This is a genomic window from Aeromonas sp. 5HA1, assembly GCF_029237245.1.
Taxonomy (GTDB): Bacteria; Pseudomonadota; Gammaproteobacteria; order Enterobacterales; family Aeromonadaceae; genus Aeromonas; species Aeromonas salmonicida.
In genome coordinates this window covers 67341-90203 of the sequence record NZ_JAACFW010000015.1, presented here as the reverse complement: position 1 = coordinate 90203, position 22863 = coordinate 67341, and the positions used below count along the sequence as shown (strand labels likewise).

Below are 22863 nucleotides of genomic sequence, written 5' to 3'. Positions count from 1 at the left end.
CGCCCTCTTGCTATGGCTCGCCCGGCCCGAACCGACTGTGGACCGGATCGTAGAAGTAAGCCTGGTAGTTGAAGCCTATCCCCTTGATGAAGGGGTTCTCAAGCCGAAACAGGCGGCGTGTATCGAGGCGGGCGAAGGTGAGGGAAGGTTTGAAGGTGTTGAGCCAGAGGGTTTGCAACGAACCGTCTTGCCAGGCGGCTTTCAGCCCGGCCTCTACTCTCTCTATGGCCTCCCGATTGGCATTGTGGGCGAAGAAGACCCGGGGCAGGGGATAGTAGAGGGCTATGCTCTCATCCATGATCAGGTCCCTGATCTCCTTGTGGTTCAGTTTCTCCTGCGGCAACTCGTTGATCCCGCGACAGAAGAGATCGAAGCGACCGCGCGCCACCATCTTGAACAACAGCTCATAGCCTTCTACTTCCTGCACCTTGAACCCTGCTTGCCTCAGGATGTGCACATCGAGCCAGCCCTTGCCCTGGCCGAGAGTAAACTTCTTCAGCTGATCCAGGGTGGTGACGCTGGCGACGGCTGCCTGCTGTTGGGGGCTGACGAAGCAGATGCGGTAGCTGACGATCCCGAGATGGATGGGGAAACGAACATAGTCGACCCCCGTCATGTCACGGTCTGAGCGGTAGCTGTCCATGGCAAACAGGTTGGGATAGTGGTTGAAGCGCAGGCTGATCCACATCCTGGCCAATGTCATGGGGGGGGCGGCTCGCAATTGAAAGTCACCATGGCTGGCGCGAGTCTTCTCCAGCGCCAGTCGCAGCAGTTCACGGTCATAGGTGACTCTGGGATCCCGTTCACTCTCCGGGCTCATGTGGGTGAACAGAGTCGGTGTGGCAGCCTGCGCTGACAGGGTCAACAAGAGGAGAAGCAGAGAGAACCAGATCATCACGACCTCCTGTCGAAAAATAGACTCTTCTGAATATAGTGGCTGCGGTCGTGTTACTGCGTCTGTGTCACCTGGCGTCAGGGCTCGCCGTTTCTCGTGCCTCCTGAGCCAAAGGTGCCCCTGAGCGGATCGTAGGTGTAGTCGCGGTAGTCAATCTCCAGCTCCCGGAGTTGCGGATTGTCCAACCGGAACAGCCGTCGCTTATCCAGTCTGGCAAAGTCGAGGGCAGGCTTGAAGGTCTTGAGCCAGAGCGTCTGCAAGGAGCCATCTTGCCAGGCCAGTAACAGTCCTGTCTGGATGCGTTTGAGGGCGTGCCTGTTCCCCTTGTGGGTATAGAAGAGGTGGATGAAGGGATAGTGGAGGGCTATGTGTTGATCGACCGTGAGCCGGGTGAGATCCCTGTGGGTTTCCAGCTCGGTAAGCAGCTCGTTGGCCCCCCGGCAGAACAGGTCGATCCGGCCCCGCTCTACCAGTTTGAACAGACGCTCGTAGTTGTCGACCTCCTGCACTCGCATGCCTGCATGACGCAAAATGGTGACATCCTGCCAGCCTCGCCCCTGGCCATGTAGGAAGCCTTTCAACTCATCAAGGCGGGTCAGTCTGGCTAGTGCCTGTTGACGCTGAGGACTGACAAAACAGATCCGATAACTCAGTATGCCGAGGTCTACCGGGAAGGGAACATAGTCGAGAGACTCGGCGTCACTGGCCGGGCGCTGGCTATCCACCGCAAAAAAGTTGGGATAGCTTCCCTGCTGTATGGCTAGCCGCAGCCGTACCCGATTCATGGGCGGGGCGGCCTGCAGTTCATACTCGCCGTAGCTGTCACGGGTTTTATCCAGCGTCAGCTGCAGCAGGTCACGGTAATAAGATGCCCGCTTGTCCTGTTCGCTCTCCGGGCTGGCATGCGTAAAAATCTCGACCGCCAGCAGGGGCTGGGTCAGCAGCAGGTTGCCAAGCAGCAACCAGAACGAGAACAGGCCATAACGGATCATGCGATGTTTCCAGACACACACTTGTTTGAGTGTAGTGTGCCCAGCCTGTTTGCCCGTGCTACCAGAACATCCGGCCGAGCAGGGGGGCGAGCAGGACCGTCACCATACCCGCTATCATCATCACCATGCTGGAGACGACGCCCTCCTCGTTACCCATCTGGTACGCCTTGGCGGTACCGGCGCCATGGGCCGAGGCGCCAAAACCGGCCCCCTTGCCGAGGCGGCTGCGAATGGCGAGCAGGGTGAGCACGCTCTCCCCCACCGCCATGCCGATCACCCCGGTCAGCACTACAAACAGCGCTGTGAGATCGGTCTGGCCGCCGATGGCGCGGGTCGCTTCCACCGCGAACGGTGTGGTGATGGAGCGCATCGCCAGGCTGCGCTGCAGCATGTCGGAGAGGTGCAACCAGCGCGCCAGCAGCACTGTGCTGCCCACTGCCATGATGACGGAGGCGACGACGCCTATCGAGAGGGAGAGCCAGTGCCGGTGGATCAGCTGGCGATTCTCGTAGACGGGCACGGCGAAGGCGACGGTGGCCGGTCCCAGCAACCAGAGCAGCCAGTGGGATTGAGCCATGTAGTCCTGATAGGGGATGTGAAACAGCAGCACCACGGCCACCAGCAGGGTGGGCGCCAGCAGCAGCGGCATCAGGGGCAGTATGCGCTTGCGACCATAGAGCCATTTGCTGGCGTAGTAGAACAGCAGGGTAAGGGCGAAGCAGAGCAGGCCGAGCAGGGTATCAGACATGGCGGCGACTCCGGCGGGCGAGTTTCAGTTCGAGGCGATAGACCCTGTCCACCACCAGCGCCGTGGTGCCCAGCACCAGAGTGGTGCTGATCAGCAAGACCAGCATGATGCGCCACCCCTCCTGCAACAGCAGATCCTGATAGTTGACCACGGCCACCACGGCCGGCACGAAGAACAGCAGCATCTCGGCCAGCAGCCAGCGGGCTCCGGCGCTGAACCACTGGGTCTTGACCACGCCTAGCAGGATCAGGACCAGCAGTGCCAGCATGCCGGTGAGGTTGGCGGGCAACGGCAGGTGGAAGGTACGTACCGCCGCATCGGCCAGCAGCCAGATGGCGGCCAGCAGGGCGATTTGGAAGGGAGTCTGGAACCAGCGAATGCAGAGGGCTTTCATGATGGGTGTCTTTCTGTGAACTGGCTCACAGTATAGAGACGGGTTAAACCTGCAAAAAATGAATTTAAATTATCAAATTCATGCCAAAAAGGCATGATAAAGGCTCCGGCCAGCATAGAGAGCACCATGGATATCCGAGCCCTGCGTTACTTTGTGGAACTGGTGCGGGAGCAAAGTTTCACCCGAGCCTCCGAGAAGCTGTTCGTCACCCAGCCCACCATCAGCAAGATGATCCGCAATATCGAGGAGGAGCTGGGCCAACCCTTGCTCAACCGCGAGGGGCGCCGCTTCACCCTGACCGACAGCGGCCAGGTGCTGTTCAATCGGGCCCAGACCATACTGGCCGAGATGCAGCAGCTGGAGGCGGAACTCGCCGATCTGCAGAGCCTGCAATTTGGCCGGTTGGCCCTCGGCATCCCGCCCATGGTGGGTCACGTCTATGCGGATCTCATCCGCACCTATCGCAGCCGTTATCCCAAGGTGGAGCTCTCCATCGTCGAATATGGTGGTCGGCGCATCGAGCAGGCTGTGCTGGCGGGGGAGCTGGATCTTGCCATCACCATGCTGCCAACCCGGGAGGGCGGTGCCCTGAGCGCGCTGGAGCTGGATCAGTATCCCATTCAGGTGGTGCTGCCGGACTTGCCGCGCTGGCGCGCGTGCCGCGAGATCCGGCTGGAGGATTTGCGTGATGAACCCTTCCTGCTCTACACCCAGGCCTTCACCCTGAGCGAGCGGCTGGAGCAGGCATGCCAGCAGGCGGGCTTCGTGCCCCAGGTGGCGGCCCGCAGCAGCCAGTGGGATTTTCTCACCGCCATGGTGCGCAGCGGCATGGGCGTCGCCTTTTTGCCCGAACCCATCTGCCGTCGGTTGACACCGGACGGGCTGGTGCTGCGGCCGCTTTTGCCTGAACTCAGCTGGCGGCTCGGGGTGATCTGGCCGAGCGATCGCTATCTCTCCCGCACCGCCGAAGCCTGGCTCGCGCTCTGCCGCGAGCAGGGCTGAAATCGTGCTCAGTCTTTGCCGAAGCGATCCGTCATGGGGTTGTAGAAGTAGGGGAGATAGTCGAAGTTGATCCCCTCGAGGAAGGGGTTTTCCAGTCGCAGCATGCGCCGCTGCTTGAGCCCGGCAAAGGCGATGGCAGGGCCGAAGCTATGGCGCCACAGCGCTTGCAGGGATCCGTCCTGCCATGCCCGGTGCAGACCGACCTCTATCCGTTTCAGGGCATCACCATTTGCCATGTTGGTGTAAAAGAGCCGAGGTAGCGGGTAGTAGAGCAGCAGATGGTCGTCTACCAGCAGGTTCGCAACGTCCTTGTGGGTCAGCTGTTCGCTGCGCAATTCGCTCGCGCTGCGGCACAAGAGATCGAAACGACCACGAGCCACCATTTTGAACAGCATCTCGTAACTCACCACCTCCACGACCTTGAGACCGGCATGGCGCAGTATCTCCACATCCAGCCAGCCTTTGCCCTGGCCAAAGGTGAAACGGCGCAACCCGTCCAGATCGGTTACCCCAGCCATGGCAGCCTGCTGCCGGGGGCTGACGAAGCAGATGGGGTAGCTGACGATGCCCAGATGAATGGGAAAGCGGACATAGGCCAGCCCCTTCCCATTTCGCCTGCTGCTGTAACTGTCCATGACGAACAGGTTGGTAAAGCTGTTGAATTGCAGGCTGAGGCGCGCTCTGTCCTTGGTCATGATGGGGGCGGGCACCAGCTCATAGTCACCAAACATGTCGCGGGTTTTGTCGAGCGCCAGCCTTAGCAGCTCTCTGTCATAGGTCATGCGGGGATCCCGTTCGCTCTCCGGGCTGATATAGGTGAAACGGGTGGCTGCCATCAGAGTGGAAGGGAGGAAAAGGCAGAGGGTCAGAAACAGGAGTCTATACATCTCGGCTAGGCTCAACGACTATCTTGCATCCATTATAGTTCGCTGTTTCCGGGTCTTGCCCGGTCGCAGGCCACGTATCTGCTCGGCGAAGAGTGCGTTCACACCGCCATCAGGATGACTTCATCAAGTTTCCCAACTGGCGACATAGCTGGCGCAGTGTCTGGTTGTCGAGGGCGCCAAAGCCGAGCAGCCAGCCCTCCAGATTTGGCTCGCCGAGGTAGAACTGTCCGAGTGGACGAAGACCTATGCCCCGGGCATTGGCGGGGTTGGTCCAGCGGGTCTCGCCGCCAGCGGGCAACAGCACGGCGCATTGCAGCCCGGCGCCGCTGTGAACCGGGGTGAGCTGCGGGCAGTGGCTGGCCAGCTCGGCCAGCAACAGGTCGCGCCGGCTCTGGTAGATGAGCCGGCTCTGGCGCAGGTGGGTGGCGAAATGACCGGCGCGGATGAAGTCCGCCGTGACCGCCTGCTGCAACTGGTTGCTGTGGCCATCAAAGGCCGCCCTGGCCTGGCAGAAGGCACTCATCAGCGGCCTTGGCAGCACCAGATAGGCGAGTCGCAACGAACCGAACAGCACCTTGCTGAAGGTCCCCACATAGATGACTCGCCCCTGGTTATCCAGCCCCTGCAAGGCGGGCAGCGGGCGCTGATCGTACTGATATTCCCCATCGTAATCGTCCTCCAGGATCCAGGCGCCGTGACGCTCGGCCTCCCTCAGCAACGCCATTCGGCGGGCGAGGCTCATGGGCACGCCCAGGGGGTACTGGTGGGCCGGCGTGGTGTAGATGAGGCGCGGCGCCGGGTGTTGCCCCAGCGGGTTGAGCCCCTCCCCATCTACTGGCACAGGGTGCACTCTGGCACCTGCGCTCTCCATGGCGGTACGGGCCCCGGGGTAGCCGGGATCCTCTACCCAGACTGTGTCACCGGCATCGATGAGCAGTTGGGTCGCCAGCAGTATCCCCTGCTGGGAACTGGTGAGGATCAGGATTTGATCCGGTTCGCACACCACGCCGCGGGACTGCACCAGATAACTGCTGATGGCGGCCCGCAGCTCAGACAAGCCTTGCGGGTCGCCATAGTTCATCCAGCGCTCACCCTGCTGGCGCCACTGCTGCTGTATCAGCCGACCCCAGAGCGCATGGGGGAAGAGGTGGGAGTCAGGCTGACTGGACGCAAACGAGGTGCCGACTTGTGGTGTGTCATGACAGGCGCCGCCTGCTGCCATCTCCTGACCACGGCGGGAGAGTCCGGCCGCCGACTGGGGCGGACGTGGCGCCGGGCACACCGCTGCCAGGGCTACGAAGCTGCCGGCCCCCACCTTGCGCACCAGATAGCCTTCCGCCTCCAGCCGACCATAAGCCAGCTCTACCGTGCTGCGGGAGACCCCCAGATCCCCTGCCAGCATACGGCTGGCGGGCAGCCGGCTGTGCCGGGGCAGATGGCCGGCCAGGATGGCACAGCGCAGGGTGCGCACCAGCTGCTCGTGCAGCGGCAGCTCGCTGGCTTGCTGAGTGGCAAACAGGGTTGGCAGGGCGGGCATGGCTATCTCCGGCGCTTGGCATAATTGGTCTGCCCATATTGGCAAAATTGGTCGGCGTGGCAAGGCCATTATCCCGTTACATTGGTGCGCAAGGAACATGATCAACCACATTGGCAACGAAAGGAGTCTGCATGTCGGAATACAGTGCCATCATCAGCTGGGAGCGAGGTGCCAGCGAGCGCTTCCTCGATCAGCACTACAGTCGGGCCCATCAATGGGAATTCGACGGCGGCGTCAGGGTGGCCGCTTCTTCATCCCCCCAGGTCGTGCCCTTGCCCTGGTCGGTGGCCGAGCACGTCGATCCGGAGGAGGCCTTTGTGGCCGCCCTCTCCAGCTGCCACATGCTGACCTTTCTCTGGCTGGTGGCCAAGCAAGGCTATCTGGTAGACCGCTATCGGGATCAGGCGATTGGCGTCATGGAGGCGGATGAACGGGGGCGTCAGTCGATTACCCGGGTGACCCTGCGCCCGCAGGTGTTGTTTGGCGGCGCACGCCAGCCGACCCTGGCCGAGCTGGAGCAACTGCACCACCAGGCCCACGAGGAGTGCTTCATCGCCAACTCGGTCAGGACCACAGTGATCACCCAAATCGTGCTGTGGCCACGGGAGGCTTCCCTATGAGCCATGTATTGGGCTCCGGCCTCATCAGCCAGGTCAACACCATCGCCACCACCCGGTTCCGGGTTTAGCCACAAGGAGCTTCACCATGAGTCATGTATTGAGTACGGGTCTTGCCAGCCCGGTGGACGCAAGCTCTTTCTTCGAGGCCCAGCTGAGATTTCGCACCGACCCGGCGGATCTGGCCGCCGATCTACTGGGAAAAGAAGAGCGCATCGTCGTCATCGACACTCGATCCGCGCAGCATTACCGGCTGGGGCATATTCCAGGGGCCGTCTCTTTCCCCCATGGATCCATGAATCCGGCGACAACGGCGACCCTTGCGCAGGACAAGGTTTATGTCTGCTACTGCGATGGCATAGGCTGCAACGGCTCGACTCAAGGGGCCTACAAACTGGCAGCGCTGGGTTTTCAGGTCAAGGAGCTGATCGGTGGTCTGCACTGGTGGCGTCAGGACGGCTTTGCCGTCGTCCTCGGTGAAGATGCGGGCGTTTTGCTGGAAGGGGGAATGACCTGTGGCTGCTGATCATCATCTGAACGAGTTCGACCAAGCGGTTGGCGTCCTCTTGCCCGACTGGCGCGGGGCCGAGTTTCCTCCCCATCAGCCACTGTCAGGCTGGGGCTGCCGGCTGGAGCCGCTGGATCCCGAGCGCCACGGACCCGCTCTCTGGCAGGCGTTCGGCACCGACAGCGGGGCCATGTGGACCTATCTCACCAGTGGCCCCTTCGCCGATGAGGCGGCCATGCAGGCCTGGCTGCAACAGTGCATCGCCAAGGCGGATCCTCAGTTCTACGCCATAGTGGACGCAAAAACGGACGCCGACAGCGGCAAGGCGCTGGGGCTCGCCAGCTACCTGCGCATCGATCCCCAGGCTGGCAGCATTGAGGTGGGCTGGCTGCACTTCTCGCCGGCCCTGCAACAGTCGCGGCTGGCGACGGCGGCCATGGCGCTGATGATGGCCAACGCCTTTGCCCTCGGCTACCGGCGCTACGAGTGGAAGTGCAATGCCCTCAACAAGCCCTCCTGGCGGGCGGCGCTGCGGCTCGGTTTCAGTTATGAGGGGACATTTCGCCAGAACAGGGTAGACAAGGGCCGCAGTCGGGATACCGCCTGGTTCTCGGTGATCGACAGCGAGTGGCCCGCCCAGCAGGCGTGTTTCGCGCGCTGGTTGGCAGAGGAGAACTTCGATGAGGCTGGCAGGCAGCGGCTGCGGTTATCCGATCTGACCACCGCCTGTCATGGGAAAGCCGAGTGACATGCAGAGGCTCAGGGCCGGCCTGGGCCTCTCTTTTTGACTAGTCCCCCTGGTGTTCACCAATCGGGGCCGCAATCCATTTCATCAGCGTCAGCATATCTTGCGGCGCCACCCCGACCGAGAGGCCGCGTTTGCCGCCGCTCACCAGGATCTCGTCAAACGCCATGGCGGAGTCATCGAGCACGGTTGGCAGCAGCTTCTTCTGGGCCAGCGGGCTGATGCCCCCCACCTTGTAACCGGTCAGCTTCTCGGCCTCCGCCGGTGTCATCATCTCCACCTTTTTCAAACCCGTGGCCTTGGCCAGCTGTTTGAGACTGCACATGCCGGATGAAGGCACTATGGCCACCACTGCCTGCTTGTCATGATGGGCGATCAGGGTCTTGAACACCTGGGCTTCCGGCAGGCCGAGCCGGGTCGCGGCGTGCTTGCCGAAATCGTCGTGAGCATCGCACTCATAGGGGTAGAGCTTGTGGGGTATCTTGAGCTTTTTCAGCAGGTTGATGGCAGGAGTCATGGTGGTTGCCTTGAGTCAAAACAAGGCCAAACAGTCTGCTCCCGCGAGTCGATGGATGCAAGCCACCGCTGGTCTGTTCTGATGAGTGCCGAGGTTTCGTCAGAAGGGAAAGGTGCAGTATGTCTGACTGTAAGGTGTTGAGCTTGACGCCCACTGAGATCCGGTTTCCCGTGTGCAATGAGCACAAGATAGCGCCATAAAAAAGGGGAACCGCAGTTCCCCTCATCATGAGTTGCCAATAACAGCGTTATCGCAGCAGCAGAACGGATGCCTGCGTGGTTTTCACTATGCCAGTGGTGGTACTGCCCACGATGAATTGCCTGATCCGTGAATGACCGTAAGCCCCCATGACGATAAGGTTGATCCCCATCTCGGTGGCATACTGACAAATCCCGGAGACAACCTCTCCCTGAAGCAGTTTGGCTTCGACCCTGATGCCGCCACTCTTCAATACCTGTTTGGCCTGCGCCAGCTGACGCTCGTGCTCGTCACTCGGCTCGGCGACCATCACCAGGTCACATTCAAGTCCTTTGAGCAGGGGACTGCTTGCGATCAACTCCAGCACCTTTTTGGCGGTCGGGCTGGCGTCATAGGCAAACAGGAAGCGGTCTGGTGCCTCAAATCCCGGCTGCACCACCATGATGGGATTGGCCAGGGTGCGGATGACGTTCTCGATATTGCTGCCAATCAGGTCGTGATCATGGGAGTGGGTCGTCCCTCTCTTGCCCATGATCATCATGCGCATCCCGGGTGACAGCGCCTGGGCAGCCTCCACCAGTTGCCCGTGGCGTTGCAGGGTATCGACCTCTGTCATCCCCAAGCCAGTCAGGTACGCCTGGCCGCTCTTGAGCAGCATGCGTCCCTGTTCATGGGCGAGGCGGCTGCGTTGATGATCCAGCTCGGCGAGCTCCTTGAGCAGATGCTCACGGCTGCCCAGGCCAATGTTGCCGGAGAGATCGGCCTGCCCTTCAAACTCGTTCTTTTCCAGCACATGCAGCAGGGTGGCAGGCAATTCGGTCGTGGCGCTGGCCCATGCCGCTGCGTCGCACACCGCCGTCATGGCATTGGAGCCATCGATACAGGCAAAAATTCGTGTCATGGTAAATCCCTTCTTGTTATCAGTGGCCAGCCAGCAGCTTTTCAACTTCTTCGGGTTTGTCGTGCACACCGAAGCGGTCGACTATGGTGGCGCTCGCTTCGTTCAGGCCTATGAGTTCCACGTCGGTTCCTTCACGACGGAACTTGATGACCACCTTGTCCAGCGCAGTGACGGAGGTGATGTCCCAGAAATGGGCATGGGTCAGATCTATCACCACCTTGTCCAGCACTTCCTTGAAATCGAAACCGGCAAAGAATTGCTCGGCACTGGCGAAGAAAACCTGGCCCCGCACCTGATAGGTGCGCACCTCGCCACTGCGCTCACTGTCGCTCTTGACCAGCATGAAGCGAGCGACCTTGTTGGCGAAGAACAGGGATGCCAGCAGCACACCGACAAATACCCCGAGTGCCAGGTTATGGGTAGCCACGACCACGGCCACTGTCGCGACCATCACTATATTGGTGGAGAGCGGGTGCTTTTTGAGATTGCGAACCGACTCCCAAGAGAAGGTACCGATAGAGACCATGATCATCACGGCCACCAGTGCCGCCATGGGGATCTGGCGGATCCACTCATCCATGAACACCACCATCAGGATCAGCAAGGTGCCTGCGAAAAATGTGGAGAGACGGCCGCGGCCACCGGATTTGATGTTGATGATCGACTGGCCAATCATGGCGCACCCCGCCATGCCGCCCATCAGACCCGCGCCTATGTTGGCGATCCCCTGGCCCTTGCACTCGCGATTGCGATCGCTCTGGGTATCGGTCAGGTCATCGACAATGGCCGCCGTCATCATGGATTCGAGCAGACCAACGACTGCCAGCGCCGCAGAATAGGGGAATATGATGGCCAGCGTCTCGAAGTTGAGGGGGACTTCTGGCCACAGGAAGATGGGCAGGGTATCCGGCAGCTCGCCCATATCGCCCACGGTGCGGATATCGATACCCATTGTGATGGCAATCGCCGTCAGGATGACGATGCAGAGCAGCGGGGAGGGCACCAGCTTGCCCACCACGGGCATGAGTGGAAACAGATAGATGATGCCAAGCCCGGCTGCCGTCATGGCATAGACCTGCCAGGTGACGTTGGTCAGCTCCGGCAACTGGGCCATGAAGATGAGGATCGCCAGCGCATTGACGAAGCCGGTGACCACGGAGCGGGAGACAAACCGCATCAGGCTGCCCAGCTTCAGGTAACCCGCCGCTATCTGGAAGAGACCGGTCAGCAGGGTGGCGGCCAGCAGATATTGCAGACCATGATCTTTGACCAGGGTCACCATCAGCAGCGCCATGGCACCGGTGGCGGCGGAGATCATGCCCGGGCGGCCACCGACGAAGGCGATGACGACAGCGATACAGAAGGAGGCATAAAGGCCGACCTTGGGATCAACGCCGGCGATGATGGAGAAGGCGATGGCCTCCGGGATCAGCGCCAGCGCCACCACTGTACCGGCCAGCAGGTCGCCACGGATGTTGGAGAACCACTCTTGTCTTGCACGTTCTAGCATTCGGGATTTTCTCGCTTGTTATGTGTCCATAGCCGCACGCATCCACCAATCTGAAGTTAGATGGAGTGAGGGCATGAACAGATAGTTTTGTTGGTATTCAAGGGGTAAACAAAAGCGCTCCGGTTGGGATAACCAGAGTCTGGCGGCAGTAGCCGCTAAGGAGGGGGTTAAGGCGGCGTTACAGTCACGCCAGAGCATAAATTAATCATGGAGGCGGCATGTTAACAGCCATTGCATCCACAGGAAAGTGTGGTTGGCATCACGATAGCACTGTGTGTTTGTTGTGATAGCGGTGCCGATCACGTTGAGCCTGGCTGGCTGTATTGATTTCAACCAGTTGATATATAGTCGAAAACTGTTTTATTGGCCCGTCGTCGTATGATGGCGGCAGATATTTCAATCACCCTGATCTATGCCTGCCGTGACTCAGGCTTTCCTCCCGTTTTCCCGCCCATTGGCGCAATGATGAGCTCTGAACGAATGACATCAGGCTGCCAGTATGTCCGTGCTGAGACGGGCTGCCGCCCTGCTGCGGTTGCAGGGGATGGCGGCAGGATCGCATAATGAGCCTCCTCAACGAGCTAGGGAGCCGGGATGAAACTGGACGCAGAGATAGAGCACCTCGCCACCGAACTTGGCAAGGCCCTCGGCCAGCGAGGCTGGTTGGCGGCTACCGCCGAATCCTGTACCGGCGGTGGCGTGGCAACGGCCATCACCGACATTGCCGGCAGCTCTGGCTGGTTCGATCGCGGCTTCGTCACCTATACCAACCAGGCCAAGCAGCAGATGCTGGGGGTGAGTGACGAGAGTCTGCAGCAGCACGGCGCCGTAAGCGAGGCTGTGGTGCTGGAGATGGCCCGTGGCGCGTTGGCCCACTCGTCGGCCGCCATCAGCGTGGCCATCAGTGGTATCGCAGGCCCGGGTGGTGCAACCGAAGACAAACCTGTCGGTACCGTCTGGTTCGCTTGGGTGGAACAGGGTGGCCGCCATCACTCCCTGCTGGCCCGTTTCGACGGTGACCGGCGTCAGGTACGCCAGCAGGCGGTCAGACAGGCCTTGTCCGGACTCTTGGCCCTGCTCAGATAAATTGGGCTTGATACTGTATGAATAGACAGTATACTTAGCCCAACTTCACTTATTACTCACGATTTCCAGCGGAGATTGGCATGGATCAGAACAAACAGAAGGCACTGGCGGCTGCGCTGGGTCAGATTGAAAAGCAGTTCGGCAAAGGCTCCATCATGCGTCTGGGCGACAGCAAGACCATGGATATCGAAGCCATTTCTACCGGTTCCCTCTCCCTGGACGTGGCGCTGGGTATCGGCGGTCTGCCGTGCGGCCGTATCGTCGAGATCTATGGCCCGGAATCTTCCGGTAAAACCACCCTCACCCTGCAGGTGATTGCGGAAGCCCAGAAGAAAGGCAAGGTCTGTGCCTTTATCGATGCGGAGCACGCCCTCGACCCCATCTATGCAGCCAAACTGGGTGTCAACGTCGATGACCTGCTGATCTCCCAGCCGGATACCGGTGAGCAGGCGCTGGAAATCTGCGACATGCTGGTGCGTTCCAACGCCGTTGACGTCATCATCGTCGACTCGGTGGCCGCTCTGACGCCGAAAGCAGAAATCGAAGGCGAGATGGGTGATTCCCACGTCGGCCTGCAGGCTCGTCTGATGTCCCAGGCGCTGCGCAAGCTGACCGCCAACATCAAGAACGCCAACTGCCTCTGTATCTTCATCAACCAAATCCGGATGAAGATTGGTGTCATGTTCGGCAGCCCGGAAACCACTACCGGTGGTAACGCGCTCAAGTTCTACGCCTCAGTGCGTCTGGACATCCGTCGCATCGGCGCCATCAAGGAAGGTGACGAAGTGGTCGGTAACGAGACCCGCGTCAAGGTGGTCAAGAACAAGGTTGCCCCTCCCTTCAAGCAGGCTGAATTCCAGATTTTCTATGGTGTCGGTATCTCCAAGGAAGGCGAGCTGGTGGATCTCGGCGTCAAGCACAAGCTGATCGACAAGGCCGGTGCCTGGTACAGCTATAACGGCGAGAAGATAGGTCAGGGCAAGGCCAACGTGATGAAGTTGTTCACCGAGAACAAGGTGATGGCGGCCGAGGTGGAAGCCAGACTGCGTGAGTTGCTGCTCTCCGGTGATGCGCCGGCCGAGACGCCGGTCGTGGCGGATGCCGACGAGCTCGAAGCCGAAAGCGAACAAGAGTTCGAATAACAGTGAGGCCGGGCTAACCCCCGGCCTTGTCATTTATGACTGATATACCTAACTGCGAACCCACTGAACCCTCCTTCGAAGAGCTGTTTGCTGCCGCCCGCGCTTTTGCCATGCGCAGTCTGGCTCGCCGCGAGAGCGCCGAGTCTGAACTGGCCAACCGGCTGCGCCAGCAGGGCTTCAACGAAGATGTCGCCTGCGCTGTCGTCGACTACTGCCGCGGGTATAACTGGGTCAATGACGAGCGCTATGGCGCCATGGCGGTGCGATCTGGTGCTGCCAAGGGTCATGGTCCCATCAAGATCCGCTTTGAGCTGCGCCGCAAGGGGCTGGACGATGGCCAGATAGAGGCCGCGTTTGATCAGCCTGAACTGGACTGGTTCGAGCTGGCTCTTGCCCTGCTTGAGCGACGAGCCAGAGCCAGCGATCTGGGCGACTTCAAACTGCGGATGAAGTGGCTCAAGTATCTGCTGGGACGCGGGTTTAATCAGGATCAGGCCCGTTATGCCATCGCGACCATGATGGAGAGCGAAACTCAAGACGATTGATCTGGAAGCAGCATGCAATCAGGCGTGCTGATTGTGTATACAGGTCTGGTTCCTGCATTGTTCCGGGTGATCGCCAGTCAGCCCATGAGGCCACAGGTCGCGTCACATCAAGCCACCAAGCGGTGCACAGTTCGAACGGCAGGCCCACGTCCGCGTATTGAGGGTTGGTTCCTTTTTTCTGTAGGCTCACCACCCGTTTTGCCACGAATATTCCCCCGCGTGTGGCCGTATTTTCTCTGCAAAAACGGCTTGTCTGCCCCCATTGCCCGCCAACACACATTTATGTGCACTTTTTCACCCGTGACAGACCGGCACGTTTTACTTTACCCCGCAGAAAACTTACATTAATGCGGTTAAAAGTCCGTATTCGAATCAAGCAGGATTTTCCATGTATATGTCCACGTCAGAGATACGCGCTGCGTTTCTCGAGTATTTCCGCTCCCAGGGGCACCAGGTTGTCTCTTCCAGCTCGCTGGTACCGCATAACGACCCGACCCTGTTGTTTACCAACGCAGGCATGAACCAGTTCAAGGATGTGTTCCTTGGTGCAGACAAGCGTGCCTACAATCGGGCAACCACTTCCCAGCGTTGCGTCCGTGCCGGTGGTAAACACAATGACCTGGAAAACGTCGGCTATACCGCTCGTCACCACACCTTCTTCGAAATGCTGGGCAACTTCAGCTTCGGTGACTACTTCAAGCAGGACGCCATTCGTTTTGCCTGGGAATTCCTGACCGGTACTCTCCAGCTGCCCAAAGAGCGCTTGCTGGTAACCGTGTATGAAACGGACGATGAAGCCTTCAACATCTGGGCAAACGAAGTGGGTGTGCCGGTCGAGCGCATAGTGCGCATCGGTGACAACAAGGGGGCAGCCTTTGCTTCCGATAACTTCTGGCAGATGGGTGATACAGGTCCGTGTGGCCCCTGCACCGAGATCTTCTATGACCACGGCGATCACATCTGGGGTGGTCCTCCCGGTTCACCGGAAGAAGATGGCGACCGTTTCATCGAGATCTGGAACGTGGTGTTCATGCAGTTCAACCGTCAGGCTGACGGCACCATGGAACCGCTGCCCCGTCCGTCCGTGGATACTGGCATGGGTCTGGAGCGTATCTCCGCCATCATGCAGGGCGTGCACTCTAACTACGAAATCGACATCTTCCAGGCGCTGATCAAGAAAGCGGCCGAGATCGTCGGTACTACCGATCTCAGCAATCAGTCCCTGCGCGTCATTGCCGACCACATCCGCTCCTGCGCCTTCCTGATCGCTGACGGCGTCATGCCGTCCAACGAAGGTCGTGGCTATGTGCTGCGCCGCATTATCCGTCGCGCCGTACGTCACGGTCGCAAGCTGGGTGCCACCGATGTCTTCTTCTACAAGCTGGCTGCCGAACTGGCCGTGCAGATGAAAGACGTGGGCGCCGAACTGATCGCCCAGCTGCCGCTGGTCGAGCGCGTGCTGCGCATCGAGGAAGAGCAATTCGTCCGTACGCTGGATCGCGGCCTGCTGCTGCTGGAAGACGTGCTGACCAACCTGGGTGATGCCAAGGTCATACCTGGCGAGGTGGTGTTCAAGCTGTATGACACCTACGGTTTCCCGGCTGACCTGACCGCCGACGTGGTGCGCGAGCGCGAGATCGGCATCGACGAAGAGGGCTTCAATGCCGAGATGGAGAAGCAGCGTGCCCGCGCGAAAGAGGCCTCCAGCTTCGGTGTGAACTACAACGAGGTGCTCAAGCTGGACTTCGAGACCCCGTTTACCGGTTACAAGCAGCTGAGCCAGAAAACCAGCGTCGTCGGCATCTACAAGGATTGCGTCGAAGTGAATGGCCTCATCGCCGGTGAAGAAGCCGTCGTGGTACTGGCCGAGACTCCCTTCTACGCCGAGTCAGGTGGTCAGGTGGGTGATTGCGGTGTGCTCAAGGTAGATGACGGCATCTTCGCCGTGACCGATACCCAGAAAGCGGGCAAGGCCATCATTCACAAGGGTTATCTGGAGCTGGGTACCCTGGAGAAAGGCGCCCTGGTCGAAGCCGTTGTCGATGGCGAGCGTCGTCAGGCTGTGGCCCTGAACCACTCTGTGACTCACCTGCTGCACGCAGCCCTGCGCCAGGCGCTGGGGGATCACGTGACTCAGAAAGGGTCTCTGGTGGGGGCTGAGCGCATGCGCTTCGATTTCTCTCACTTCGAAGGACTGAGCATGGCGACCATTCGTCGGGTCGAGGAGCTGGTCAATGCCCAGATCCGTGCCAACCACGACATCGCTACCCAGGTAATGGATCTGGAAGCGGCCAAGTCGGCCGGTGCCATGGCGCTGTTTGGTGAAAAATATGAAGACGACGTGCGCGTAGTGCGCATGGGCGACTACTCCACCGAGCTGTGCGGCGGTACTCACGCCAAGCGTACCGGTGACATCGGCTTCTTCAAGATCATCGCCGAGAGCGGCATTGCCGCCGGTGTGCGTCGCATCGAAGCCGTGACCGGCAAGGGCGCCATCGATTTCATGCACCAGATGGGTGAGCAGATCGAAGAGGCAGCGGCTCTGGTGAAGGGGGATCAGTTCTCCATCGCCGATAAAGTGCGCCAGATACTGGACAAGTCCAAGATGATGGAGCGCGAGCTGGAGCAGCTCAAGGCCAAGCTGGCCGCCCAGGCTGGTAGCGACCTGTTGAGCCAGGTGATCGAGATAAACGGTCAGAAGGTGCTGATAGCGGCGCTGGAAGGGGCGGATCCCAAGTCACTGCGTGGCATGCTGGATGAGCTGAAAAACCGGATGAAGTCCGGTGTCGTGCTGTTGGCAACCAGCAGCGATGACAAGGTCAACCTGATCGCCGGCGTGACCAGCGATTTGACCGGCAAGGTCAAGGCCGGTGAGCTGGTCAATCTGGTGGCCCAGCAGGTGGGTGGCAAGGGTGGTGGTCGTCCTGACATGGCTCAGGCGGGTGGCACTCAGCCGGAAGCTGTGCCTGCGGCACTGCAATCCGTTCACTCCTGGCTGGAAGAGCGCCTGTAAAAGGGCGAGGTGATCTGTGGCACTCTATGTACAGAAGTACGGCGGCACCTCGGTCGGCACGCTGGAGCGGATCGAGGCGGTGGCTGAACGGGTTCAACTGACCCGCGCCCAGGGACACGACGTGGTGGTAGTGGTCTCTGCCATGTCGGGGGAAACCAACCGGTTGCTGGGTATGGCCCAGCGGCTGGATCCTGATGCCAACCGGCGCGAGATGGATGTGCTCGTCTCCACCGGTGAGCAGGTCACCATAGCGCTGCTGGCGATCGCGTTGAACAAATGCGGTTGCGCTGCGGTCTCTATGACCGGCGATCAGGTACGCATTCATACCGACTCCGCCTATGGCAAGGCACGTATCACCCACATCGACACCGAACAGGTTCAGGCTGAACTGGGGGCGGGCAAGGTGGTGGTGATCGCCGGTTTCCAGGGCCGTGATGAGCACAATGCCATCACGACCCTGGGGCGCGGTGGTTCGGATACCACGGCAGTGGCGGTAGCCGCAGCCATCAAGGCCGATGAATGCCAGATCTTTACCGATGTGGATGGGGTCTATACCACGGATCCGCGCATCGAGCCCAAGGCGCGTCGTCTTTCCACCATCACTTTCGAGGAGATGCTGGAGATGGCGAGCCTGGGGGCCAAGGTGCTGCAGATCCGTTCGGTGGAGTTCGCGGGCAAGTACCGCGTACCACTACGGGTGCTGTCGAGCTTTGTCGATGGAGAGGGAACCTTAATCACATATGGAGGTGAGAGGATGGAAGCTCCCCTGGTATCCGGGATAGCCTTCAATCGCAACGAGGCCAGTCTGACCATTCTGGGTGTGCCGGACAGGCCCACAGTTGCGGCGCAGATCCTGAATCCGATCAGCGACGCCAACATAGATGTCGACATGATAGTGCAGAACACGCTGGGGGATGGCACAGCCGACTTCACCTTCACGGTGAATCGCGATGACTATCGCCGGGCGCGCGCCTTGCTGGAGGAGACCGCCAGCGAACTGGGGGCCGCCTGCGTGCAGGGCAACGGCGAGATAGCCAAGGTGTCCATTGTCGGTGTCGGCATGTGGAACCACCCCGGTGTCGCCCGCACCATGTTCAAGGTATTGGGCGAGGAGGGGATCAACATGCAGTTGATTTCCACCTCTGAAATCAAAATATCCGTGGTGATTGACGAGAAGTACCTGGAGCTGGCCGTGCGCGCCTTGCACGCCGCTTTCGGGCTGGATAATGAGCCTCATGAGCAGCCCTTGGGGAACAATCCCTGATTGATTTAGTTTCAACCATTTACCATATCGGTATCTTTGTAAGATAATGTCGCATATCGATATAAATACAAAACAGGATACAGGAGCAAGCGAATGCTTATTTTGACTCGTCGTGTAGGGGAAACCCTGATGATTGGTGACGAAGTGACTGTCACCGTACTGGGCGTTAAAGGCAATCAGGTTCGTATCGGTGTTAACGCACCGAAAGAGGTCTCCGTACACCGTGAAGAGATCTACATGCGGATACAGGCCGAGAAAGTGCCGGGCCAACCGAATTTCTAAGCCGCATCGATAGCTGCTTTAAGGCGACACTGGTTGTGTCGCCTTTTGTTTTTTTGCGCGTCTGAAATGGCCCTGCAAGGCACTAAACTGTGGGGTAAGTGCCGATATTGTTTGAATATTCCACGCTTTGTCCAAATGCTGAGCGAACACGCTTTTTTCTCCAAAAAAGTGTTTGACTAAAAATCCCTGTGAAGTATTATCAGCCCCGCAAACGGAGAGGTGGCCGAGAGGCTGAAGGCGCTCCCCTGCTAAGGGAGTATGCGGCTTATACCCGCATCGGGGGTTCGAATCCCCCCTTCTCCGCCATTTGCGCCCGTAGCTCAGCTGGATAGAGTACCTGGCTACGAACCAGGTGGTCGGAGGTTCGAATCCTCCCGGGCGCACCATATTAAGACTCAAGCAAGAGTCATGTGTTGACCATCAGCAAGTCGACACTTTGGAAAAGGCTTACTGATAAGTAGGCTTTTTTTATCGTTTTAAATCAGGGCGCCCGTAGCTCAGCTGGATAGAGTACCTGGCTACGAACCAGGTGGTCGGAGGTTCGAATCCTCCCGGGCGCACCATTTAAAACGGAATCAAAAGTTTGTGAGCGCCCGTAGCTCAGCTGGATAGAGTACCTGGCTACGAACCAGGTGGTCGGAGGTTCGAATCCTCCCGGGCGCACCATTTTGAGCAGTACCAAAAGTTGATGAGCGCCCGTAGCTCAGCTGGATAGAGTACCTGGCTACGAACCAGGTGGTCGGAGGTTCGAATCCTCCCGGGCGCACCATACAGACAGCCTCGACTCATGTCGGGGCTGTTTTTTTATGTGCCTGATCTGGCCAGACAGCCCTTGATGCCTGGCAACATGACCAATCGCCCCCTTTCTCTCCTCATCTATGGGTTTCCACCCGGCCTCATCCCTGCGTTCACCTCGTCCCCCTGAATACCTTGCACCCTAGCGCCATTCTGCATTCCTTTGCCAAATAGCGGGATGAGCCAAGCCGATGGGCAAGCGTGGCTGGCTCGACGTGACGAGATCCGTAGCTGCGGCCAATAAAAAAGGATGCCGCAGCATCCTTTTTCCCACACCTGTTCAGAGACTCAGCTTTTCAGCCATTTGCGAATGCGGTTGGCATCGCCGATGGGGGTGCGCTTGCCCACAGAGTTGAGCAGTACTATGGCCAGCTCACGGCTGTCGGGTTTGGCGCGCATCACCAGACAGCGGCCTGCCTCATCGGTGAAGCCCGTTTTGGAGAGGCGCACACCCCAGTCAGGGTTCTTCACCAGCGGGTTGGTGTTGTTGAACATCAGGCGATAGGCGGGGGTACTGAAGCGCATATCCCGGTTTGCATCCTGAGTGAACTGGCGGATCAGTGGCTGGCGATAAGCGGCGGAGACGAGCTTGGCCAGATCCTGGGCGGTGGAGACGTTGCGCGTCGACAGGCCGGTGGAGTCGTGGAAGCGGCTGTTGCGCATGCCAAGCTGTCTGGCTTTGTTGTTCATGGCGCGGATGAAGGCCTGGCGGCCGCCGGGATAGTGGCGTGCCAGGGCCGAAGCCATGCGGTTTTCGGAGGACATCAAGGTCAAATGCAGGGCATCACGGCGCGTCACCTTGGTGCCGAAACGGATGCGTGAATAGGTATGCTTGACGTTGTCCCTGTCATTCTGATCTATGGTCAGGGTCTGGTTGAGGCTCTGTCGCCCCTCCAGTACCACCAGCGCCGTCATCAGCTTGGTCAGCGAGGCGATTGGCCGAACCTGGGTGGCGTTCTTCTGATACAGAGTCTTGCCCGTGTTGACGTCCACTACAAGGGCACTGCTTGATCGCAGTTGCAGTTTGGCCGGGTTGGGGGCAGCCAATGCTGCTGGCAAACCCAGCAGTCCAACCAATGCATATACCAGCGCCATTGCGCTAACCCGACACCGCATACTACCGACTCCGTTTACATCGAAAAAAAAGGCGCTAGATTCACGCATTTTTACTCTGGTTTTACAAGGGTGCCCGTGGGAATTCGCCACTATTTTGGTAAAAAAAGAGCCATCTTGCGATGGCCCTGTGTGTTTGACTCAATCCCGTGGGAGAACGGTTTTGCGTTTGCTCAGCCAGCGCCAGAGAAGGGCGACAATGCCCCCCAGCAGGAGCACCAGCGGCAGGTAGAGAATGATGCTGAGAAACTGTGACTCATACTGGGCGGCTAGCTTGGTGTGGCTCAGATAGTAACCCAGCCCGACCAGCGGGCAGATCCACATGATGGAGCTGATCAGATTGACGATGAGAAAGCGCCCCTGGGGGATCTCGGTCGCCCCGACGATATAGGGGTAGGCAGTGCGTACGAAAGCAATATAGCGGGCGGTGATCAGGGTCAGGATGCCGTATTTGTCCAGCAGATAGAAGACCTTCTCCTTGTGCCTCTCTTCCACATGGGACAAGAGACGATGGTACATCTGGGTGTGGCCGAGGAAGCGACCCTGCATATAGCCCAGCCAGGTACCGACGAAGGTAGCCAGGATAAGTAGCGGCACTATGCTCAGGGAGAGCACATCCTGATAGATGAGTACCCCCGTGAGGATCAGCAGGCTATCACCAGGCAAGAAGGCGGTAGGGATGAAGCCATTCTCCAGCACCAGAAACGTCAATAACACGCCGCAGACCATAAAGGCCATCTTGGGATCGGACAAGGTCACCAGATCCTGATGCATAAAGGCGTGAGCCAGTTGGTAAAACTGCTCCATTCTTGCAAACTCCGCAGGTTAGCTGGGTTGATCGAGCAAAGGCATGGCGATCACCTTGTCGATGCGCAGACCATCCATGTCAACAATTTCCAGTTGCCACTGTTCCAGTGTGACCAGATCTCCGATCCTGGGAACACGGCCAAGGAGCAGCATAATAAGCCCTCCGAGGGTATGGTAGTGATGTTTTTCTTCTTCCGGCAGTTGAGCCAGTCCCAGGCAGTCTTTCAACTCCGGTAGGGGAATGAGGCCGTCCAGCAGCCAGCTGCCGTCGGCTCGCTGGAATGCCCAGTTATCTTCACTGTCTTCCTGCTGAAAATCGCCTGCCAGCGTCTCCAGCAGATCCTGCTGAGTGACCAGCCCCTGCAACTCGCCATATTCGTCCACTACCAGCACCATGTGCTCGGCGTGGGTGCGAAAATGATTGAGCAGCTCGAGTCCGTTGAGGGTCTCCGGCAACAGGCTGCCATCCTGGGTCAGGGCCGCCAGATCGATGGGCTCCCCCTTGATGTAGGCGTGCAGCACCTTGCTGACGTTGATGATGCCCACCAGATCGGAAAGGCTGCCGTCACAGACAGGGAAGCAGCTGTGGCGATACTCCACCAGTCGCTGCAGGTTCACCTCCAGTGGCAGCGCGAGATCCAGATAACGGATGTCGCTGCGCGGCACCATCAGGGAGGCCAGACTGCGTTCGTCGAGACGAAACACGTTGCGCAGCATAGTGTGTTCATGATCTTCGATGACCCCGGCTTCCGAGCCCTCCGCCAGCATGGCGTGGATCTCCTCCTGGGTCACGTTGGCACCACCATCCTGCTTGGCCCTGAGAATACGCAGGCTGGCGTTGGTGGAGGCCGACAGCAGCCAGACGAAGGGGCGGGTGACGGCAGCCAGCCACATCATGGGGCGCGCGACCAGACAGGCGAGGCGTTCGGCGTTGAGCTGACCGAGGCGTTTGGGCACCAGTTCACCGACAACGATGGAGAGGTAGGTGACGATGACGATCACCAGCACGGTCGCAAGCATGCTGCTGCTCTTGGCGGCCATGCCCCACTCCTGCAGCCAGAGCGCCAGCGGTTGGGCCAGCAGTGACTCGCCGTAGATGCCGTTGAGCAGACCTATGCTGGTAATGCCTATCTGGACGGCGGAGAGGAAGTTGGTCGGATCTTCGCTCAGTCTGAGGGCTATGGCAGCAGAACGACTCCCTTCGCTCGCCATCTTGCCAAGGCGGGCCTTGCGTGCGGTAACAATGGCGATTTCCGACATGGCAAAGACGCCATTGAGCAAAATCAATCCAAACAGGATCAATATTTCCATACTGCCACTGCACTCCCGATAGAAAAGATCGCTGGCAGTGTAATGAATTTGGGG

The 22863-nt window shown here is 59.3% G+C and carries 22 protein-coding genes and 5 tRNA genes; 15 read left to right on the top strand and 12 right to left on the bottom strand.

The window, feature by feature from the left end:
- Positions 1-10: 10 nt before the first annotated feature.
- The 4 genes from GWQ27_RS14550 to GWQ27_RS14535 all read right to left on the bottom strand — a co-directional run bounded on the left by GWQ27_RS14550 (position 11) and on the right by GWQ27_RS14535 (position 3029).
- Positions 11-895, bottom strand: coding sequence for a hypothetical protein (locus GWQ27_RS14550; RefSeq protein WP_275907636.1), 885 nt, complete (start codon positions 893-895; stop codon positions 11-13).
- A 77-nt stretch (positions 896-972) separates the two neighbouring features.
- Positions 973-1887 (bottom strand): hypothetical protein, encoded by a 915-nt coding sequence (locus GWQ27_RS14545; protein WP_275907635.1) that lies wholly within the window; start codon positions 1885-1887, stop codon positions 973-975.
- 58 nt (positions 1888-1945) lie between these two features.
- Entirely contained in the window at positions 1946-2635 is a 690-nt protein-coding gene (locus GWQ27_RS14540; RefSeq protein ID WP_275907634.1) for an LrgB family protein, read from the bottom strand.
- Positions 2628-3029: a CidA/LrgA family protein gene (locus GWQ27_RS14535; RefSeq protein ID WP_017412989.1), complete on the bottom strand. Its 402-nt coding sequence runs from the start codon at positions 3027-3029 to the stop codon at positions 2628-2630. Before GWQ27_RS14535 ends, GWQ27_RS14540 begins: the two co-directional genes overlap by 8 nt.
- 126 nt (positions 3030-3155) lie before the next feature.
- Here GWQ27_RS14535 and GWQ27_RS14530 point away from each other — a divergent pair, with 126 nt between their 5' ends.
- Positions 3156-4031: a LysR family transcriptional regulator gene (locus GWQ27_RS14530; RefSeq protein ID WP_096117885.1), complete on the top strand. Its 876-nt coding sequence runs from the start codon at positions 3156-3158 to the stop codon at positions 4029-4031.
- Between the two features lie 8 nt (positions 4032-4039).
- On the opposite strand, the gene GWQ27_RS14525 is transcribed toward GWQ27_RS14530, so the two are convergent.
- Together GWQ27_RS14525 and GWQ27_RS14520 are read right to left on the bottom strand one after the other, a co-directional pair.
- Complete coding sequence (locus tag GWQ27_RS14525; RefSeq protein ID WP_275907633.1) at positions 4040-4918, bottom strand: hypothetical protein; 879 nt, start codon at positions 4916-4918, stop codon at positions 4040-4042.
- Positions 4919-5027: 109 nt separating this feature from the next.
- A complete protein-coding gene (locus GWQ27_RS14520; RefSeq protein ID WP_275907632.1) occupies positions 5028-6455 on the bottom strand; it encodes a PLP-dependent aminotransferase family protein in 1428 nt (475 codons plus the stop codon).
- Positions 6456-6586: 131 nt separating this feature from the next.
- Here GWQ27_RS14520 and GWQ27_RS14515 point away from each other — a divergent pair, with 131 nt between their 5' ends.
- The 3 genes from GWQ27_RS14515 to GWQ27_RS14505 all read left to right on the top strand — a co-directional run bounded on the left by GWQ27_RS14515 (position 6587) and on the right by GWQ27_RS14505 (position 8328).
- Positions 6587-7075: an OsmC family protein gene (locus GWQ27_RS14515; RefSeq protein ID WP_275907631.1), complete on the top strand. Its 489-nt coding sequence runs from the start codon at positions 6587-6589 to the stop codon at positions 7073-7075.
- 85 nt (positions 7076-7160) lie between these two features.
- Entirely contained in the window at positions 7161-7598 is a 438-nt protein-coding gene (locus GWQ27_RS14510) for a rhodanese-like domain-containing protein (RefSeq protein ID WP_275907630.1), read from the top strand.
- Complete coding sequence (locus GWQ27_RS14505) at positions 7588-8328, top strand: GNAT family protein (RefSeq protein WP_275907629.1); 741 nt, start codon at positions 7588-7590, stop codon at positions 8326-8328. The genes GWQ27_RS14510 and GWQ27_RS14505 overlap by 11 nt, the downstream gene beginning before the upstream one ends.
- A gap of 40 nt (positions 8329-8368) precedes the next feature.
- On the opposite strand, the gene ybaK is transcribed toward GWQ27_RS14505, so the two are convergent.
- The 3 genes from ybaK to GWQ27_RS14490 form a co-directional block, all read right to left on the bottom strand.
- A complete protein-coding gene (gene ybaK / locus GWQ27_RS14500) occupies positions 8369-8842 on the bottom strand; it encodes a Cys-tRNA(Pro) deacylase (RefSeq protein WP_021139431.1) in 474 nt (157 codons plus the stop codon).
- Positions 8843-9089: 247 nt separating this feature from the next.
- A complete protein-coding gene (locus GWQ27_RS14495; RefSeq protein WP_275907628.1) occupies positions 9090-9941 on the bottom strand; it encodes a universal stress protein in 852 nt (283 codons plus the stop codon).
- Between the two features lie 19 nt (positions 9942-9960).
- The gene (locus tag GWQ27_RS14490; protein ID WP_111588986.1) at positions 9961-11451 is read right to left on the bottom strand and encodes a SulP family inorganic anion transporter; all 1491 of its coding nucleotides are present in this window, start codon (positions 11449-11451) and stop codon (positions 9961-9963) included.
- A gap of 594 nt (positions 11452-12045) precedes the next feature.
- Between GWQ27_RS14490 and pncC the strand changes: the two genes are divergently transcribed.
- From pncC to GWQ27_RS14435, 11 genes are all read left to right on the top strand, one after another.
- Positions 12046-12537 (top strand): nicotinamide-nucleotide amidase, encoded by a 492-nt coding sequence (gene pncC, locus GWQ27_RS14485; RefSeq protein WP_265420652.1) that lies wholly within the window; start codon positions 12046-12048, stop codon positions 12535-12537.
- Positions 12538-12617: 80 nt separating this feature from the next.
- Complete coding sequence (gene recA, locus GWQ27_RS14480; protein WP_265420651.1) at positions 12618-13679, top strand: recombinase RecA; 1062 nt, start codon at positions 12618-12620, stop codon at positions 13677-13679.
- Between the two features lie 35 nt (positions 13680-13714).
- Positions 13715-14224 (top strand): regulatory protein RecX, encoded by a 510-nt coding sequence (locus GWQ27_RS14475; RefSeq protein WP_265461979.1) that lies wholly within the window; start codon positions 13715-13717, stop codon positions 14222-14224.
- Positions 14225-14612: 388 nt separating this feature from the next.
- On the top strand, positions 14613-17237 hold the full coding sequence (gene alaS, locus GWQ27_RS14470) for an alanine--tRNA ligase (RefSeq protein WP_275907627.1): 2625 nt from the start codon (positions 14613-14615) through the stop codon (positions 17235-17237).
- Positions 17238-17253: 16 nt separating this feature from the next.
- Complete coding sequence (locus GWQ27_RS14465; RefSeq protein WP_275907626.1) at positions 17254-18501, top strand: aspartate kinase; 1248 nt, start codon at positions 17254-17256, stop codon at positions 18499-18501.
- 93 nt (positions 18502-18594) lie between these two features.
- Positions 18595-18783, top strand: a complete 189-nt coding sequence (gene csrA, locus GWQ27_RS14460; RefSeq protein ID WP_005315760.1) for a carbon storage regulator CsrA — start codon at positions 18595-18597, stop codon at positions 18781-18783.
- 213 nt (positions 18784-18996) lie between these two features.
- Positions 18997-19089 (top strand) — tRNA-Ser (locus tag GWQ27_RS14455).
- A gap of 3 nt (positions 19090-19092) precedes the next feature.
- A tRNA-Arg gene (locus GWQ27_RS14450) sits at positions 19093-19169 on the top strand.
- 100 nt (positions 19170-19269) lie between these two features.
- Positions 19270-19346 (top strand) — tRNA-Arg (locus GWQ27_RS14445).
- A gap of 26 nt (positions 19347-19372) precedes the next feature.
- Positions 19373-19449: transfer RNA gene (locus tag GWQ27_RS14440), tRNA-Arg, on the top strand.
- Positions 19450-19475: 26 nt separating this feature from the next.
- Positions 19476-19552, top strand: a tRNA-Arg gene (locus GWQ27_RS14435).
- A 314-nt stretch (positions 19553-19866) separates the two neighbouring features.
- On the opposite strand, the gene pbpG is transcribed toward GWQ27_RS14435, so the two are convergent.
- The 3 genes from pbpG to GWQ27_RS14420 form a co-directional block, all read right to left on the bottom strand.
- Complete coding sequence (gene pbpG / locus GWQ27_RS14430; RefSeq protein ID WP_111588981.1) at positions 19867-20694, bottom strand: D-alanyl-D-alanine endopeptidase; 828 nt, start codon at positions 20692-20694, stop codon at positions 19867-19869.
- 138 nt (positions 20695-20832) lie between these two features.
- Positions 20833-21498 carry a DedA family protein gene (locus tag GWQ27_RS14425; protein ID WP_275907625.1) on the bottom strand — a complete coding sequence of 222 codons (666 nt, stop codon included), beginning with the start codon at positions 21496-21498 and terminating at the stop codon, positions 20833-20835.
- An 18-nt stretch (positions 21499-21516) separates the two neighbouring features.
- Positions 21517-22809, bottom strand: a complete 1293-nt coding sequence (locus GWQ27_RS14420) for a hemolysin family protein (protein ID WP_111588980.1) — start codon at positions 22807-22809, stop codon at positions 21517-21519.
- Positions 22810-22863: the final 54 nt, after the last annotated feature.